The sequence below is a fragment of the Mesorhizobium comanense genome, assembly GCF_005503535.1.
Classification (GTDB): Bacteria; Pseudomonadota; Alphaproteobacteria; order Rhizobiales; family Rhizobiaceae; genus Mesorhizobium; species Mesorhizobium comanense.
Map to the genome: position 1 here is coordinate 77,879 of NZ_SCNN01000017.1, position 13,950 is coordinate 91,828.

At 65.3% G+C, this 13,950-nt stretch carries 13 protein-coding genes; 2 read left to right on the top strand and 11 right to left on the bottom strand.

The window, feature by feature from the left end:
- Positions 1-19: 19 nt before the first annotated feature.
- The gene (locus FFS37_RS25030) at positions 20-1,573 is read right to left on the bottom strand and encodes a WD40 repeat domain-containing protein (protein WP_137933645.1); all 1,554 of its coding nucleotides are present in this window, start codon (positions 1,571-1,573) and stop codon (positions 20-22) included.
- A gap of 395 nt (positions 1,574-1,968) precedes the next feature.
- Between FFS37_RS25030 and FFS37_RS36025 the strand changes: the two genes are divergently transcribed.
- Complete coding sequence (locus FFS37_RS36025; protein ID WP_210240475.1) at positions 1,969-2,073, top strand: putative RiPP precursor; 105 nt, start codon at positions 1,969-1,971, stop codon at positions 2,071-2,073.
- Here FFS37_RS36025 and FFS37_RS25035 read toward each other — a convergent pair whose 3' ends face one another.
- Positions 2,074-3,267, bottom strand: a complete 1,194-nt coding sequence (locus FFS37_RS25035; RefSeq protein WP_137933646.1) for a hypothetical protein — start codon at positions 3,265-3,267, stop codon at positions 2,074-2,076.
- A gap of 318 nt (positions 3,268-3,585) precedes the next feature.
- Here FFS37_RS25035 and FFS37_RS25040 point away from each other — a divergent pair, with 318 nt between their 5' ends.
- Positions 3,586-4,140, top strand: coding sequence for a GNAT family N-acetyltransferase (locus tag FFS37_RS25040; RefSeq protein WP_137933647.1), 555 nt, complete (start codon positions 3,586-3,588; stop codon positions 4,138-4,140).
- Between the two features lie 35 nt (positions 4,141-4,175).
- Here the strand turns inward: FFS37_RS25040 and FFS37_RS25045 are convergent, their stop codons facing one another.
- The 9 genes from FFS37_RS25045 to ku form a co-directional block, all read right to left on the bottom strand.
- Positions 4,176-4,946, bottom strand: coding sequence for an exodeoxyribonuclease III (locus tag FFS37_RS25045; RefSeq protein WP_137933648.1), 771 nt, complete (start codon positions 4,944-4,946; stop codon positions 4,176-4,178).
- A 298-nt stretch (positions 4,947-5,244) separates the two neighbouring features.
- The gene (locus tag FFS37_RS25055) at positions 5,245-5,886 is read right to left on the bottom strand and encodes an alpha/beta hydrolase family protein (RefSeq protein WP_137933649.1); all 642 of its coding nucleotides are present in this window, start codon (positions 5,884-5,886) and stop codon (positions 5,245-5,247) included.
- 124 nt (positions 5,887-6,010) lie between these two features.
- Positions 6,011-6,352 carry a DUF2147 domain-containing protein gene (locus FFS37_RS25060; RefSeq protein WP_137933650.1) on the bottom strand — a complete coding sequence of 114 codons (342 nt, stop codon included), beginning with the start codon at positions 6,350-6,352 and terminating at the stop codon, positions 6,011-6,013.
- A gap of 110 nt (positions 6,353-6,462) precedes the next feature.
- Complete coding sequence (locus FFS37_RS25065; protein ID WP_137933651.1) at positions 6,463-6,804, bottom strand: DUF2147 domain-containing protein; 342 nt, start codon at positions 6,802-6,804, stop codon at positions 6,463-6,465.
- Between the two features lie 24 nt (positions 6,805-6,828).
- Entirely contained in the window at positions 6,829-7,518 is a 690-nt protein-coding gene (locus FFS37_RS25070) for a peptidoglycan-binding domain-containing protein (RefSeq protein WP_210240476.1), read from the bottom strand.
- 9 nt (positions 7,519-7,527) lie between these two features.
- Positions 7,528-11,043, bottom strand: a complete 3,516-nt coding sequence (locus FFS37_RS25075) for a CHAT domain-containing protein (protein WP_171026408.1) — start codon at positions 11,041-11,043, stop codon at positions 7,528-7,530.
- Between the two features lie 148 nt (positions 11,044-11,191).
- Positions 11,192-11,875 (bottom strand): hypothetical protein, encoded by a 684-nt coding sequence (locus tag FFS37_RS25080; RefSeq protein WP_137933654.1) that lies wholly within the window; start codon positions 11,873-11,875, stop codon positions 11,192-11,194.
- A gap of 4 nt (positions 11,876-11,879) precedes the next feature.
- Entirely contained in the window at positions 11,880-13,007 is a 1,128-nt protein-coding gene (locus FFS37_RS25085) for a tetratricopeptide repeat protein (RefSeq protein ID WP_137933655.1), read from the bottom strand.
- Complete coding sequence (gene ku / locus FFS37_RS25090) at positions 13,004-13,909, bottom strand: non-homologous end joining protein Ku (protein WP_137933656.1); 906 nt, start codon at positions 13,907-13,909, stop codon at positions 13,004-13,006. The genes FFS37_RS25085 and ku overlap by 4 nt, the downstream gene beginning before the upstream one ends.
- Positions 13,910-13,950: the final 41 nt, after the last annotated feature.

Sequence of the window (13,950 nt, forward strand, 5' to 3'; positions counted from 1 at the left end):
TTTTGTATTGACAATTGACCTACTGCGGTGCGCCCGCAAACAGCACCACGCCATCGCCGCCCGCCGCCGGCCAGTCCCTGATCGTGCGGTCGTAGCCGCCGGTCAGCACCGTGCCGTCTGCGGCGAAGGCGACCGCGTAGATCGGGCCGGTGCGGCTGTCGAACAGGGCGGTCTGGTTGCCGCTTTCCATGTCCCACAGCCGCGCCGAGCCGTCGAGCGAGCCAGACAGCAGGCGCTTGCCGTCCGCTGACAGCGCCAGTGCGTAGACCGTGCCCTCATGGCCTTCGAAGCGCTTGACCTCGCGGCCACTGTCGAGATCCCAGACCTTGATCGTCAGGTCGCCGCTGCCAGTGACGAGATGATGGCCGTCGGCGGTGAACACCGCGCCATAGGCGCCCTGGTCATGGCCGTGCCAGCTGCGCAGCTGCCTGCCGCTTTCGATGTCCCAGAGCTTCAGCGTGCCGTCGATGCTGGCGCTCAGCGCCTTGCTCCCGTCCGGCGACACGGCGATGGAACTGATCGACCAGTCATGGCCGGTCAGCACATGCAGCACGCTGCCCTTTTCCAGGTCCCAGACGATGACATTGCCCGTGTCGTGCCCGCTGACGGCCCGTCTGCCGTCCGGGCTGATGGCGAGCTTGTTGACGCCGCCATTGGCGCCCGAGGAAAAGACATGCAGCACGCTGCCGTCGGACAGTTTGCGTTGCACGATCTCGCCGTCGTCGCCGGCCGTCAGCGCGGTGACGCCGTCGGGCATGAACAGCGCCGTGCGGGCCATGTCGCGGTGCACGCCCAGCGTGCGGATCAGATGCTTGCCGCTGATGTCCCAGAGCTTGATCGTATGGTCGGTGCTGGCGCTCATGATCTCGCGGCCGTCGGGGGCCACCGCCAGCCAGACGACGGCATCGCGATGGCCGTCGGGCTCTGTCGGCAGTGCCGGCGGCGCGGGCGGCAGCGGCGCCACGGTGACAGGCGGCGCGGCGGCCGGCGGCGAAGGCAGGACCTCGGGCGGCGTCGGCGGGGCCAGCGCGACCTGCGGCGGCGGTGCGGGAGCAGGCGCTGGCACTGCTTGCGGCGGCGGTGCCGCGGGTAGCGCCGGCGCGACCGGGGTCGGTTCGATCGGCTTGGCCGCCTGGGGTGGCGCGGGCGGCGAAACCGGCTCCGGCCTGGGTGCGGGTTCGACCGGAGGCGCGCTGGCGACATCCTGGCCCCGGGGCTGCCACGGGCCGAACCGGTCGCCAAGCAGCACCAGCACGACAAGCGCCGGCAGGACGAGGAAGGCGCGGCGCAAGCCCGGGCGACCCCGTGGCTCCATTTCGGCATCCCGCCCGAACAGCGGCGCTCCCGCTGTATGCACGGGCCGTGCGGGCAGCAGCCCGGCCACGAACAGCAGCGCGCCGATGAAACAGCCAAGCGCGCCTGCCGAATATGCTACCAGCCGCTGCGAGGCCGCATCCGTCGCGGAAAAACCCTGCTGGGAGACAACATCGATCAGCGCATAGATCCGCAACAGGCAGGCCGCCGTGACCACGGCAAGCAAAAGCGCGGGCCATCTCTCCGCCAGCCTGTTCATCAGCCCTCCCCCGCCTGATCCTTGGGCGCCAGATTACCAGCGTCGGCGGCGGACCGCAAAACGCCACGTGAAGCCCGGCCATATCAGACCGTTCCGGGTTGAAATCCGGACGCCTTCAAATCGAAGGCGGCAAGGCCTGATTCGAAGGCCGCAAGGCATGATCTCGTCCGAAAATCGCTTCGCGATTTCCGATATCGTGCCCCGAGACCCGCCTATAACCTGGTTGAAAGGTCGATATTGTGAAGAAGTCTACAGCCGACCTGATCGACCGCGCTCAGAAAGTGCCCAATTTACAACGGTAATTGTTGGCGAGGATCGACTATCCCCAGCGAAATATTGACAGCGGGCGATGATATGGCACACTTCGGATCGGGATATAGTGGAGAGCCAGCACGATGAAGAAGATCTACGAGCGGCCCGTTCTGATCAGGAAGGGCAATCTGAAGGCCATCACCGCCATCAACGGTCCGGTTGTGACTTCAAACCGCTCACCGGACTAGTCAGCCTAGCAGCACCAGATCGTCCAGAACCATTTGCCAGCAATGTTTCGTCGACAGGCGGACGCGGGTGACATGCCTGAGCATCGGCGCATAGTGCAGCGGCGTCAGCGCTGACAATACAACTTCGTCGCTGGCGATCAGTTTGTCACCCAGCCAGCTTTCGATCAGCGCCACCTCGCCTTCCGCCTTCAGCCATGCCGCGCTGAGCAGCACCGAGTGGAACCCGAACGGGATTTCGCGGCTGAACTCGGCCGAATAGCCGCTGCTCGTATAAGCGACATGATCGCCCGAAACGTTGCCGTTGACATACCCTTCGCTGCCCTTGGTGTAGTCCTGCGCCATGGCATTGAGGTTGCGCCAGTCCAGCCCCGCATGGCCGCAGGGAATCTTGCGGAAGCCGCGTCCAGTGACATCATCGAAGCCGACCACGCGCAACGCCGTGTCACTCTCCATGGCGTGGGGCGAAAGCAGTCCGAGATCGGTCGGATAGGGCGAAAGCGCAAGCCGCCGGTCAAGGCCGCCGCCGGCGGCCACCATCATGTCGGCCTCATCAGCAAGATCGAGCCGGAATGTCGAACCAGGGGCGGGCGTCCGGCTCTCCAGCACCTCGCCTTTGGCCATCACCGACAGGGTCGCGGTGCTGCCCTGCGCCAACCTGCCGGCCAGGCTTCTCGCCGGCGCCAGGCCGACAGGGCCGGGCAGGTCCTGTGACAGCAGCCCGGCGGGCGAGCCGGGCGCGGCGCGGAAATGCTGTAGCTGGGTCTCGTTGGCGCTCGGCGCGCGCCAGCCCGGCGGCACGGAGACCGCAAACCGGTAGGCGCCGGGCGAGCGGATCGCCGCATCGGCCGAAGAGGTCGACATGGCGAAATTGGCAAAGCCGCCATTGTTGGTCCTGGCCGCGGCGAGCAAACCGCCCTGTTCGTCGAACAGCCGCACCATAATGCCGGCCATCGGCCGGTCGGCCACGCCGTATCTGCCGTCGCGGTCGACATCGAAATAGACGAAGGACGAATAGTTGACCGTGCCGGTGCTGCGCTGCCAGTCGGTGCGTATGGCATAATCTCTAGCCGGATCGGCACGCCGCCGCGCCCGGCGACGCAGGCGCGCCCTTCGCAACAGCCAGGCAATGGCGGCCGAGATGGCGGCGACAAGGGCCACTGCCGAAAGGATTGCGACGGGACCCGGTTCATGCATGGGGAGCACGCGTCGCCAGACGTTCGCCGGTTCCGGAAATCCATCGCATCAAGACCGTACCCCTCAACGGTAATGCCGCAAACCTAAAGCAATTCAAGAGAAAGTGTGAAACGGTTTTCCCGGGAAGAACGCGTGGCGTTTTCCCCCTAAGAATTGCGGCACCGTCCACCACCGCCTCGATGCAGCGGTCCTTGCGGTCCCCGTCGCCGCCGGGCAAGGCGCCGCCGATGCGAACACCGCATGGGCGGATTTGCGCCAAAAGTGGCTGGACATCGCTTGCCTCGCGGGAAACAAGGCTGGGCTGGAAAGGGAAGCCCCATGAGCCCAATGACCAAGCCGGTGCTGACCGGCAGGACAGTAACACTGAGGCCGCTGACCCGGCTCGACGCGCCGGCGATCCATGCCGGGCTGGAAGAACCGGAATCGAAAAGGCTGACGGGCACGCACGCGCGGCACACGCTGGCGCAAGTGGAAGCCCACTACGCGCGGGCCGAAACGGCAGGCGACCGTTGTGACTATGGCATCATCGCCGGCGGCGCCCTGATCGGCGAAGCCGTGTTGAACGGCATCGACTGGCCGAACAGGGCGGCATCGTTTCGCATCGTCATCTGGGACGCCACCGGGCGCGACAAGGGACACGGCACCGAGGCCGCCGCGCTGCTGCTTCGCCACGGCTTCGAGGCGCTCGCGCTGAACCGCATCGAACTGGAGGTCTACGCGTTCAACCCGCGCGCCAGACGGGTGTACGAGAAGCTCGGCTTCAAGCTGGAAGGCACGCGGCGCGAGGCCTTGATCTGGGACGGCGAAGCTGTCGACGCCCACATTATGAGCCTGATCAGGCGCGACTATTGCGGGGCGCCAACGGCTGGATGAATCCACCCGCGCACCCCCGATTATGAGAGGCGCGGCTACCCCAACTCCACCCAGACCGGCGCATGGTCGCTGGCGCCGTCCTGCCCGCGCACATCGCGGTCGATGCCGGCGCCTTTCAGCCGCCGCGCCAGCGTCTTGGACAGCAGGATGTGGTCGAGCCTGAGGCCGGCGTCGCGCGGCCAGCGGTTCCGGCGATAGTCCCAGAAAGTGTAGAGCGTTTCCCTGGGGTGCTTCTTGCGCAGCGCATCCGTCCAGCCCTGTTCGAGCAACGCCGCGAAGGCGGCGCGGCTTTGCGGCTGCACCAGCGCGTTGTCGTCATAGGAACGCGTGGCGTAGATGTCACGCGGCTCGGGCACGATGTTGTAGTCGCCGGCCAGCACGACGGGCAGGCCGGTATCGAGAAGTGCCGCCGCATGCGCCTCCAGCCGCGCATGCCAGGCAAGCTTGTACTGGAATTTCGGCCCCGGCTGCGGGTTGCCGTTGGGCGCGTAGAGGCAAGCGATCACGACGCCGTCCACCGCCGCCTCGATATAGCGCGCCTGGCGGTCCTCGTCCTCGCCGGGCAAGGCATCGCGGGTCAGCACCGGCTCGGCGCCGCGCGCCAGGATGGCGACGCCGTTCCAGGTCGGCTCGCCCTTCCACACCGCGCCATAGCCGGCCTTGGCGAGGCTCGTCAGCGGGAACTGCGTGTCACGCGCCTTCAACTCCTGCAGGCAGACGACATCGGGCTTTGCGGCGGCCAGCCACGCCAGCAGGTTTTCCAGCCGGCTGTTGATGTTGTTGATATTGAAGGTGGCGAGTTTCATGGGGGAGCCATGAAAGCAGGAAGGCGAAGCGGGGAGCAAGAGGGCATGCGGCGCTTTGTGCCGGGGCAATGGCCGATGCCGGCGCCGCCCCTCATCCGACTGCCGGCACCTTCTCCCCGTATAGTGACGGGGAGAAGGAAGCTGTCACGAATTTCGCCGCTTTTTCCGCAGCGTCGGCGATTGGCCAAACCATCGGCGACAGCGTCTTTCTCCCCGTCACTATACGGGGAGAAATGTCCGGGCAGGACAATGAGGGGCGGCGCCAACGTTTCAGAAAGTGCGAGACCCAACGCGCACCCTAAATCCGCTCCACCCACCCCTTCACCGTCTCCGCCATCGTCTTCAGATGATCGGCCGTCGAGAAGCCCGACACACTCTTGCGCGGCTTCAGATCATGGTCGCCGTCTTCCAGCCAGATCACCTCGATCGCGTCCGACAGGCCGTAACCCGCCACCTCGTCCGGCGTGCCGAACTCGTCGCGCGTGCCCTGGAAGATCAGCGTCGGCGTCTTCAGTCCGGCCAGATGTTTGGTGCGCAACTGCTCGGGCTTGCCGGGCGGATGGAAGGGATAGCCGAGGCAGACCAACCCAGCGATCTCGCCCTTGGCCAGCATCTCGTCCGCCACCATCGAGGCGACCCGCCCGCCCATCGACTTGCCGCCGATGACGAGTTTGCCCGTCACGCCCCTGGCGCGGAGATCCGCGATCGCCTTCACATATTCCGGGTTCACCGTCTCGGCGCGCGGCGGCGGCTTGCGCTGGCCGTAGCGGCGCGCCGCCATGTAGTGGAACTCGAAGCGCGCGACCTGGAAACCGGCCTCGGCCAGCGCCCTGGCGGTGGCCGTCATCGAGGGCGAATCCATCGAAGCCCCGGCGCCATGGGCAAGCAGGATGGTCGTCGGGGCGGTATCATGACCGTCGAAGAGGAAGCTGGTGGACATCAGGCCGGAACTCCCGGAAAAGCAAAGGCAATCCGCTCTGCCCGGCATGCTACCACATGAAGTCGCCCGTCGCCTCGGTCGCGATTGTGGAAAATCGGTCACCCGGCGTAGGGAATCTTCCCTTTCAGCGGCGCCAGATCTCCGTCTGGCAGAAAATCTTGAGCGCGCAGCCGGTGAGCTTCAGCGTGTTGCCCTTCAGCGTGGCGCGGCCCGAATATGTCCGCTCATCGCGCGGATCGGTGATCGTCCCGGAATAGGTGCCCTTGCCCGCCGGCTTGACCCGGCCGATCTCCCTGCCCGGCCAATCGCCATTTTTCGCGATGATGCAGAAACGGTCGCCACACCCTTCGATCAAGGCGATGGATATGCCATCCGTCGTTATCCACTCCCCCTCGATCGGATCGGCCCAGGCCATGGCGGGTGCCATGACCATGGTGAGCAGAACAGACAGTCGCGGCAGTTTCATGAAGCACCTCCCCCTTTTCGGCAAGATTTCAGCAGGCCATGCCGACGAAACCAGCCCCGCCGATGTCGCCTCGTCGATGATCCGGCTCTCCCACGAAGACTTGCAGCGCCTCAACGGCGCTGCCAGACTTCCGTCTGGCAGAATATCTTGAGCGCGCAGCCGGTGAGCTTCAACGTGTTGCCGTTCAGCGTGGCGCGGCCCGAATAGGTTTTCTCGTCACGCGGATCGGTGACCGTGCCGGCATATGTGCCCTTGCCCGCCGCCTTGAGCTGGCCGATCTGCTTGCCCGGCCAGTCGCCGGTCTTCATGACAATGCATAACTGGTCGCCGCAGCCTTTGATGGTGGCGAGCGAGGTATCGGCCGTCTTCCATTCCCCCTCGATCGGATCGGCCCATGCCATGGCGGGCGCCAGGACCATGGCGAGCAGAACTGACAGTCGCAACAATTTCATGAAGCACTTTCCTCTTGCAAGATTTCAGCAGCCCGTGCCGACGAAGCCCGCCGAGACCAGCGCGGCCGATGTCGCCTCGTCGATGATCCCGCTTTGCGCCAGGCCATATTGCCGCTGGAAGCGGCGAACGGCTTCGGCCGTGGCCTCGTCGTAGACCGTATCGGGGAATTCAAGCAGCAGGCCGAGCCGGCTGAGCAGCCGTTCGGCGCGTTGTACGCGCGGCGAGATATCGCCCGGGGCAAGTCCGACGAAAACACGGTCCGGAGCCATACGGCACAGCTTGTTCTGCGCATCTCTGACGACCCGGAATTTTCCCAGCAGCGAGGCGACATCGGGCATCCCCTGCACCGAGAACAGGCTGTCGGAACCGGTCATCGAATAGAGCAATGAGCTATCCAGTTCCCATGCCCCGTCCGGCGCCGCCGAAACCGTGACGTGGCCACCATCGCAATCGATCTGGCATTCCAGCTTGCCGTTCACGAGATAGCACTTGGCGCGGGTCTGGAACTCGGTGTTGGGTACGTCCCACTCGGTGAACGAAATGCTGATGATGTCGTCTTGCAGCTGAACGGCCATGTCCTTCACAGGGCCGTCCTTGCGGTCATTGTGCAGCGTCATGCATTGCCCGGACTCGAACTTGTCCGCCGCCCGCGCGATTTCCGGAACCAGGCCCAGCAGGGCCATCGCCAGCATCATGGAGAAGATCCGCGTCATGCTCATCTCTCAACGCCAGTTGCCGGTCAGCAGGAAGGGAGCCCAGTAGTAGGGGTGCGAAAGCCCGCCCTGGGCCTTCGGCGCCAAGGAAATAGCGCCCCGCGCCGCGGTCTCGGTGACGATGCTCGGCCCCGCGGCGATCTCCGTCGACCCGATCTTGCCGGCGATGAATTCCCGCTGCGTCAGCGCCAGCGCCATGGCTTTCGACATATTGCCCCGCTCGCGGATCTCGTAGAAGCGCTGCATGCTGAGTGCCGTCGAGGCATCGTCGACCGGCCACAGGCTTGCCAGTATGGCGCGCGCGCCACGGCTGCCGGTCAGCATGGAGAGGCTTTCGAGCTCGCGCCCGTCAAGGCTGGGATCGACATAGCCGGTCTCACAGGCCGAAAGCGTCAGCAGATCGACGCGGCCGAAATCGAAGGCTCGCCGCTCCTTCTTGATCTCGCGCAGCGACAGTCTTTCGCCGGTGCCCAGCAGCAGGAAAGACGACCCATCGCTTCCCGTCAGGCTGAAATGCGACGAGATGTGCACGACGCCGACGCCGGCGGGCGAGCGCGCGCCGATCCGCAACGCATCGGCAAGCGCATCCTTGTTGAACGCGGCATCGAAGAGCGCGCGCCCCTCGAAGAGGCCGTATCCGTCCTTGCCCTTGATAATGCCGTCGATCTCCACCTTGACGCCCGGAAGCGCCTTGAACCCCTCGGCGGCGCGCGTCATCCCGAGCGCGGCGAACGGCAGGCCTGTCGTCTTCCGGCCGGCGATCTCGTAGCCGGCATCGGACAGCATGGCGAACTCGAAATGTTCGACCGCATAGCCCTTGCCGTCATGGAGCGCGGCGAACGGGATGTAGCGCAGGCGCCGATCCGGCGACAGCAGCACGAGCTTGGTCTGGACCGCGTCGAGATCGGCCCTGAAGGGGGCGATGAGCAGGTCGTAGAGTTTTTGCGCCTGAGGCTTGGGATCGAGCGACGGCGACGTCATCGCGACGTGCAGCTTCTGGATCTCCTCGTTGAGATGCGCCTCCGAGAAGGGCTGCCCGTCCCATTGGTCGATCGTCACGCTCTTGCGGTCATAGGCGGTCGTCAGGATGATGTTCAGCCTGTCGGGAAGAACCAGATAGTGCAGCACCGCCGGCTGCTCGGGTTCATCCCTGAGATAACCTTGCAGCGATCCGAGCGCGTCGATCCGCGCGACCTCCTCGCCGCGTCCCAGCGCCTCGGCCTTTTCCACGATGGCATCGAGCGCCTTGTCATAGGCGGCGTCCGCCTCGGCGAGCCTCGCCTGAAGCGTATCGAGCTCTTTCGTCTCCGCGTCGTCGAGACCGCCCTGGCCGCGCTTGACGATCAGTTCCTCGGAGCGCCTCGCATCCTGCGTCGTCGGCGGACGCAGCGTATCGATCGCCGTCTTCAGCCCCTGCTCGGGCGCCGACAGCGGCAGCGTGTCATAGGAACGCCCGCGGAAATCGGCATCGCGGTCGACGAACTGGAAGGCTTCGAAATCCTTCAGCATCGCAAGCACGGACTCGGCTTCGGCGAGACGGTTCTGGCGTACGAAGAAGTCCGCCAACCAGCGATAATTGTCGGCGACCAGGTTGCTGAAACAGGTCTGCAGATGCTCGGGCAGGCTCGAAAGCCCGGCGCGCACCGTCTGCAGCGTGTTGACCGCGTCCTTGGCCAGCACCATCCCCACGTCATTCGAGCCCAGGGCCAGCGTCCGCTCGCTGGCCTTGGACAGCAGGCAGACGCGCGTGAGGTCGCGCTGCAGGGCGCCCTCGGAAAGCCCCGCGATCTCGTTGAGCTGGAGTTCGGCAGACAGCGCCGTCAATTCCATGCGCAGCGCCTCTTTCGGCTGCTCCGCCTGCTTGAGCGCGCCCGACAGGTCTCGCGCGGCGTTGACGAAGGCACGCGACAGGCCGCCCCTGGCGGCGACGCGCCCGAAGGCAGTGCGGGCTTCGTCGAGCGGGAGCACCACCGGCTCCGGCTTGCCGGCCGCACCGCGCTGCGTCAGCGTGTCGAGGAAGGATCTGGCTTCCTCGTCGCCATTGTCGGACAGGAAGGTCAGAAGCGGCACGAACCCCTCGGGCAGAGCCTTGAGATTGCTGGCGTCGCGGGAGGCGACGAGGCGCCGGAACGTGGGTGTCCGGGCATGCTGGTCGCTCGGACTGGTCACCAGGATCATGTCATAGCTGGTCGGAGCGATCCGGCGGGCCCGCGCCAGCGCGCCGTCGAAATCGCCATACGCGGCCAGTATGTCGACCAGCTGGATCGAATCGAGCTCGGTGAGCTTGGCCAATCCGGGAGCCACCGCCGCCAGGTCGAGCCGGCCGGAAGCCATGACCCGCGCTGCGTCCTCGCAAGGGCCCGCGTCGCCCTCGCAGACGCGGTCGAGCAAGGTTCTGGCCGCGCCGGCGACCGCCTTCTGGCCATCCTTCTCGCGGGCTTGCTCGAGCGCCGCTGCGACGAAGGAATCGATGTGCTCCGTTCCGCCCGCGCGCAGGCGCTCCAGTCCTTCATTGGGCTCCAGCGCGAGATCGGGCCGGGCGCGCAGCAGAAGATAGAGCTCGTAGCCGGCGTCCTGGTTGCCGAAATCATGCGCCAGCCGAAGCCATTCCGCGGCCCGGTCGACATCGATGACGCCGCCGCATCCGGTGCACAGATTGACCCGCGCCAAAGCGAGCGCGAAGTCGGGCGCCACTTCCGCCACGTTCATGATCGCGGTGGCCGCCGCCTCGGACGACAGCGCCGCTCCGGGCGACATCATCCTGTTCGCCATCAGCAGGGCCGCGGCCGTCGGTCCTTCGGAGCCACGGAAACGCGCCGGCTCCGACAGGAACCGCTGATAGAGGGCGAGCGCCGCCGAAACGCCCGCGGGCGTCTTGTCCGCTTCCTCCATGCGCGCGAGCTGGTAGATGGCGAAACCCTCGCCGGCATCGGCGGCAAGCTTGGCCCACCGCCTGGCGGCGGACGCGTCCTTCGGGACGCCGAGGCCCTCCAGGTACAGGAAGGCCAGGCGCGATTGCGCCAGGGGACTGCCCGCCTCGGCCGCCATTTCGAAAAGGCGGGCGGCGGCGGAAGCATTCCGCCCGTCGATCGTCCCCTCGAGCAGCCGTTCCGCCACCGCGACCTGCAACGCCGCCGGGGCGGGGCGCAACGCCTCCATTCCGGCCTCGTAGCGCCCGGCCAGCGTGGCGACGCGGGTGAGAGTGGCAATGTCGGCGACGCTGACCTGTTCCCAGGGATGGGTGACGAAAGGGCCGGCCACGCCGAGTTCCGCATCCGCGTCCTCGGGGCTGGCGGCGCCCGACTCCTGCTTCTTGCCTTCGGCCGGCGGCATCCATTTTCCGGCAGCGACCTCGCCGCGCACGAAGAATGTGACAGCATCGGCGGCCGTGTCCGGCTTGTCCAATGCCTCCAAATAGCGCTTGTAGAAAATGTCAGAGGCGAGCGGCGCCGAAAAATCTTCGACCGCATCGCTTTGCGCCTGCGACGCACACATCCAGCACAGCGCCAAAAACGGCGCCAGCATAACACCCCTCAAACGCATATTGCTGCCCACGCAAGCTGCTATTGACCCACCCGGGCGCAACATATCTGACGGGTTGAGACAATTTCAAGGCCGTCCGACCGGCTTTGACTGTCAACAGCAACGTTGAAATGGCAATCGAACCGGCGAGCTACGCCTGTATCGCGCCCATGCCGCAAACCTGCGACTGCAGATACTCCACTTGAGCCGCCAGCAATTTGGGCCAGCCGTTCGCATCAATACCGCTTATCCATGTGCAAGCGGCCTCACGCCCATGAACCTGCTCAAGCAAACAGAAATAGGCTGTGTTTCGCCATGCGCCGCACAACTGCTCGTTATCGTCCATCATTTTCAAGGCTGAAGCCCAACTGAACCATCTCTCGATCCAAGCGCCGACCTTGCCATCGAGATCGGCAATGCTCTGATCGATAAAATCATCGAGCTCTTGCTCATTGGCTACCCATAGAGCGTGTCGAACGGGCGGACGGAAATCCCTGTCGATGCCATCGAAGCCTGTCCGGAGGAATTCGTGGCTCGGCTTTCGGGAACTGCGGGATATCGACAGGGTGGGACTTGAGCCCTTGACTTCATACCAGGTGCTAAAATCCTTCCAATCCCTGGCAAATTTCTTCCACTTGATGACGACAGAAAGCTGGCACTCATAAGCGTCGTAGCGGCGGTCCGTATAACAATCCAACTCGATAGCAAAATCAGTTAGGTTGTTTTCGGACGCGACGAGCAACTTGGCACTCCCTGGCTTGAACCATCTCCCGCCAAGGCGGGCACTGAGTTTCTCGGCAACACGGCTTCGAATAGTCTTGGCATCGAGTGGCACGCCCTCACCCCGCCGACTTCGCCAGTTGCATATCCACGAACTGCACGCCCTTGGACGCCACCCCGGCCCACTCCGAATCCGCGTCGAGTTCGAGATAGCGCAGCCAGAGCCGGCGCGCTTCCGGCAGGTTGCCGGCGTCGAATTCCAGCCGCGCCAGGTTGAACACAGGGTCGGCGTAGTTCCTGTCCAGCGCGATCGCCTTCTGCAGATGCCGTCGCGCCGAAGCATCGCGGCCTTGTTCGCTCATCAGTCCGGCCAGATTGAACCAGGCTTCGACGAAGGCCGGGTCGAGCTTTATCGCCCTGGCATAATCATGCGCGGCATCGGCGGCGTGGCCGCCGGCGCGCAGGCAATTGGCGCGGTTGAAGGCGGCGATGGCGTCGGTCGGGTCGATGGCGAGGCAGCGCAGATAGAGCGCCGCGGCGCCATCATGATCGCCACCCTCCTCCGCCGCTTCCGCCTCGGCGAACAAGTCTTCCAGCGTGTCGTCGCCGCTGGTGGCGGCGCCCAGGTCGAACAGCAATTGCCCGTCGAGCTCGCTCTGGCCGCCTTCCAGATAGATCTGATCGGGCCGGCCGTGCTGGGAGCCGACATTGAGCGACTTGGCGGTGAGCGAGGCGACCGGGCCGGAGCGGTGCACGGAGCGCGCGATCGCCCCCCATGTCGCGCCCCCGGCAACGAGCCCGGCATATTTGCGCGCCAGGATCAGGTCGCGAAAGGAATAGGGCTCCGCATCATGTTCGAAGGCGTCGAACAGGCTCAGCATATCAAGGTCGACGCCCGACAGGCGCGACTGCTCGATCAGCGACTGCCGCGACAGCGACGAGGTCTCGGGAGCCTTCATCAGCCCGAGCAGGCGCAGGAACCCGTTCTCGCTGAGCAGCGTGCGCCCGGCGGCACGCTCGGCGGTGGCGCGGCGCTCGATTTCGGCATCGCCGTTCTTTGCGAGCCCCGCCTTGGCCTGCCCCGCCTTGGCCAGAACCGTGCGGCCGAACACGACATGCGTCGTGCGCCTGGTTATGCCGTGCCTGAGCTGACCGTGCTGGCGCTCGACTTCGCGCGCAGCGAGCCTGAGCGGAAACGCCGCCAGCGCGCCGATGGTGCCGAAGACAGCCCCGGCGGATGCCGTCATTTCTTGCTCTTGCCGACCGCCTTGAGCAGGCTCGCCTTCAGCGGATTTTCAGGCGCACCGCCGGCTGCCGCCTTCTTGGCCGGCTTGGCCGGCGCCTCCTCGGCCTTGCTCTTCGACTTGGCCGGCGGCTTCGACTGCGAAAGGCTCGCCTTCAGCGCATCCATCAGGTTGATGACATTGCCGCGCTCGGGTGCGGCCGCGATGATCGGCTTGTGGCCCTTGAGCTTCTCGCGGATCATCGACATCAGCGCGATCTCGTAGCGGTCCTCGTAGTTCTTCGGGTCGAAGGTGGTTTCCTTCTGCTTGATCAGCGCCTCGGCGAGCTCCAGCATTTCGGCGTCGGGCTTGCCGGCCGGGATGTTGCCGAAATATTCCGCCGTGCCGCGCACTTCGTTCGGGTTCCTCAACGTGCACACGAACATGCCGTTCTCGCGCGCGCCGATCGTCACGACGCGCTCGCGGCTGGAGAGCACGAGGCGGGCAATGGCCAGCTTGCCGGATTTGCGCATCGCTTCGCGCAGCACGGCAAAGGTTTCCTCGGCCATGGCGCCGTCCGGCGCCAGGTAATAGGGCGCGTCCTGATAGATGACATCGACCTCGCCCTCGTCGACGAAGGCCTCGATGTTCATCGTGTGATTGGATTCGATGCGCACCGCGTCGAGGTCGGCATCATCGATGATGATGTACTGCTTGTCCTCGTACTCGTAGCCCTTGACCAGGTCCGAGCGCTCGACGAGCCCCAGTTCCGGATCGACCGGCTTCATGTTGATGCGGTTGTGCGTCTTCTTGTGCAGCTGATTGAACGAAATGCGCTCGCTGGCGCTGGTGGCGGGATAGAGCCGCACCGGACAGCTGACGAGACTGAGCTTGAGATAACCCTTCCAACTTGCCCTGGGCGCCATGATGAACTCCTACGCGGCCATGCACTGATACAACTCAGCGC

Excerpts from the sequence above, each read along its gene's own strand:
- FFS37_RS25045 (WP_137933648.1), bottom strand. The coding sequence starts at position 4,946 with ATGAAACTCGCCACCTTCAATATCAACAACATCAACAGCCGGCTGGAA.
- FFS37_RS25070 (WP_210240476.1), bottom strand. The coding sequence starts at position 7,518 with ATGACGCGGATCTTCTCCATGATGCTGGCGATGGCCCTGCTGGGCCTG.
- FFS37_RS25075 (WP_171026408.1), bottom strand. The coding sequence starts at position 11,043 with ATGCTGGCGCCGTTTTTGGCGCTGTGCTGGATGTGTGCGTCGCAGGCG.
- FFS37_RS25035 (WP_137933646.1), bottom strand. The coding sequence starts at position 3,267 with ATGCATGAACCGGGTCCCGTCGCAATCCTTTCGGCAGTGGCCCTTGTC.
- FFS37_RS25085 (WP_137933655.1), bottom strand. The coding sequence starts at position 13,007 with ATGACGGCATCCGCCGGGGCTGTCTTCGGCACCATCGGCGCGCTGGCG.
- FFS37_RS25030 (WP_137933645.1), bottom strand. The coding sequence starts at position 1,573 with ATGAACAGGCTGGCGGAGAGATGGCCCGCGCTTTTGCTTGCCGTGGTC.
- FFS37_RS25040 (WP_137933647.1), top strand. The coding sequence starts at position 3,586 with ATGAGCCCAATGACCAAGCCGGTGCTGACCGGCAGGACAGTAACACTG.
- FFS37_RS25060 (WP_137933650.1), bottom strand. The coding sequence starts at position 6,352 with ATGAAACTGCCGCGACTGTCTGTTCTGCTCACCATGGTCATGGCACCC.
- ku (WP_137933656.1), bottom strand. The coding sequence starts at position 13,909 with ATGGCGCCCAGGGCAAGTTGGAAGGGTTATCTCAAGCTCAGTCTCGTC.
- FFS37_RS25065 (WP_137933651.1), bottom strand. The coding sequence starts at position 6,804 with ATGAAATTGTTGCGACTGTCAGTTCTGCTCGCCATGGTCCTGGCGCCC.
- FFS37_RS36025 (WP_210240475.1), top strand. The coding sequence starts at position 1,969 with ATGAAGAAGATCTACGAGCGGCCCGTTCTGATCAGGAAGGGCAATCTG.
- FFS37_RS25055 (WP_137933649.1), bottom strand. The coding sequence starts at position 5,886 with ATGTCCACCAGCTTCCTCTTCGACGGTCATGATACCGCCCCGACGACC.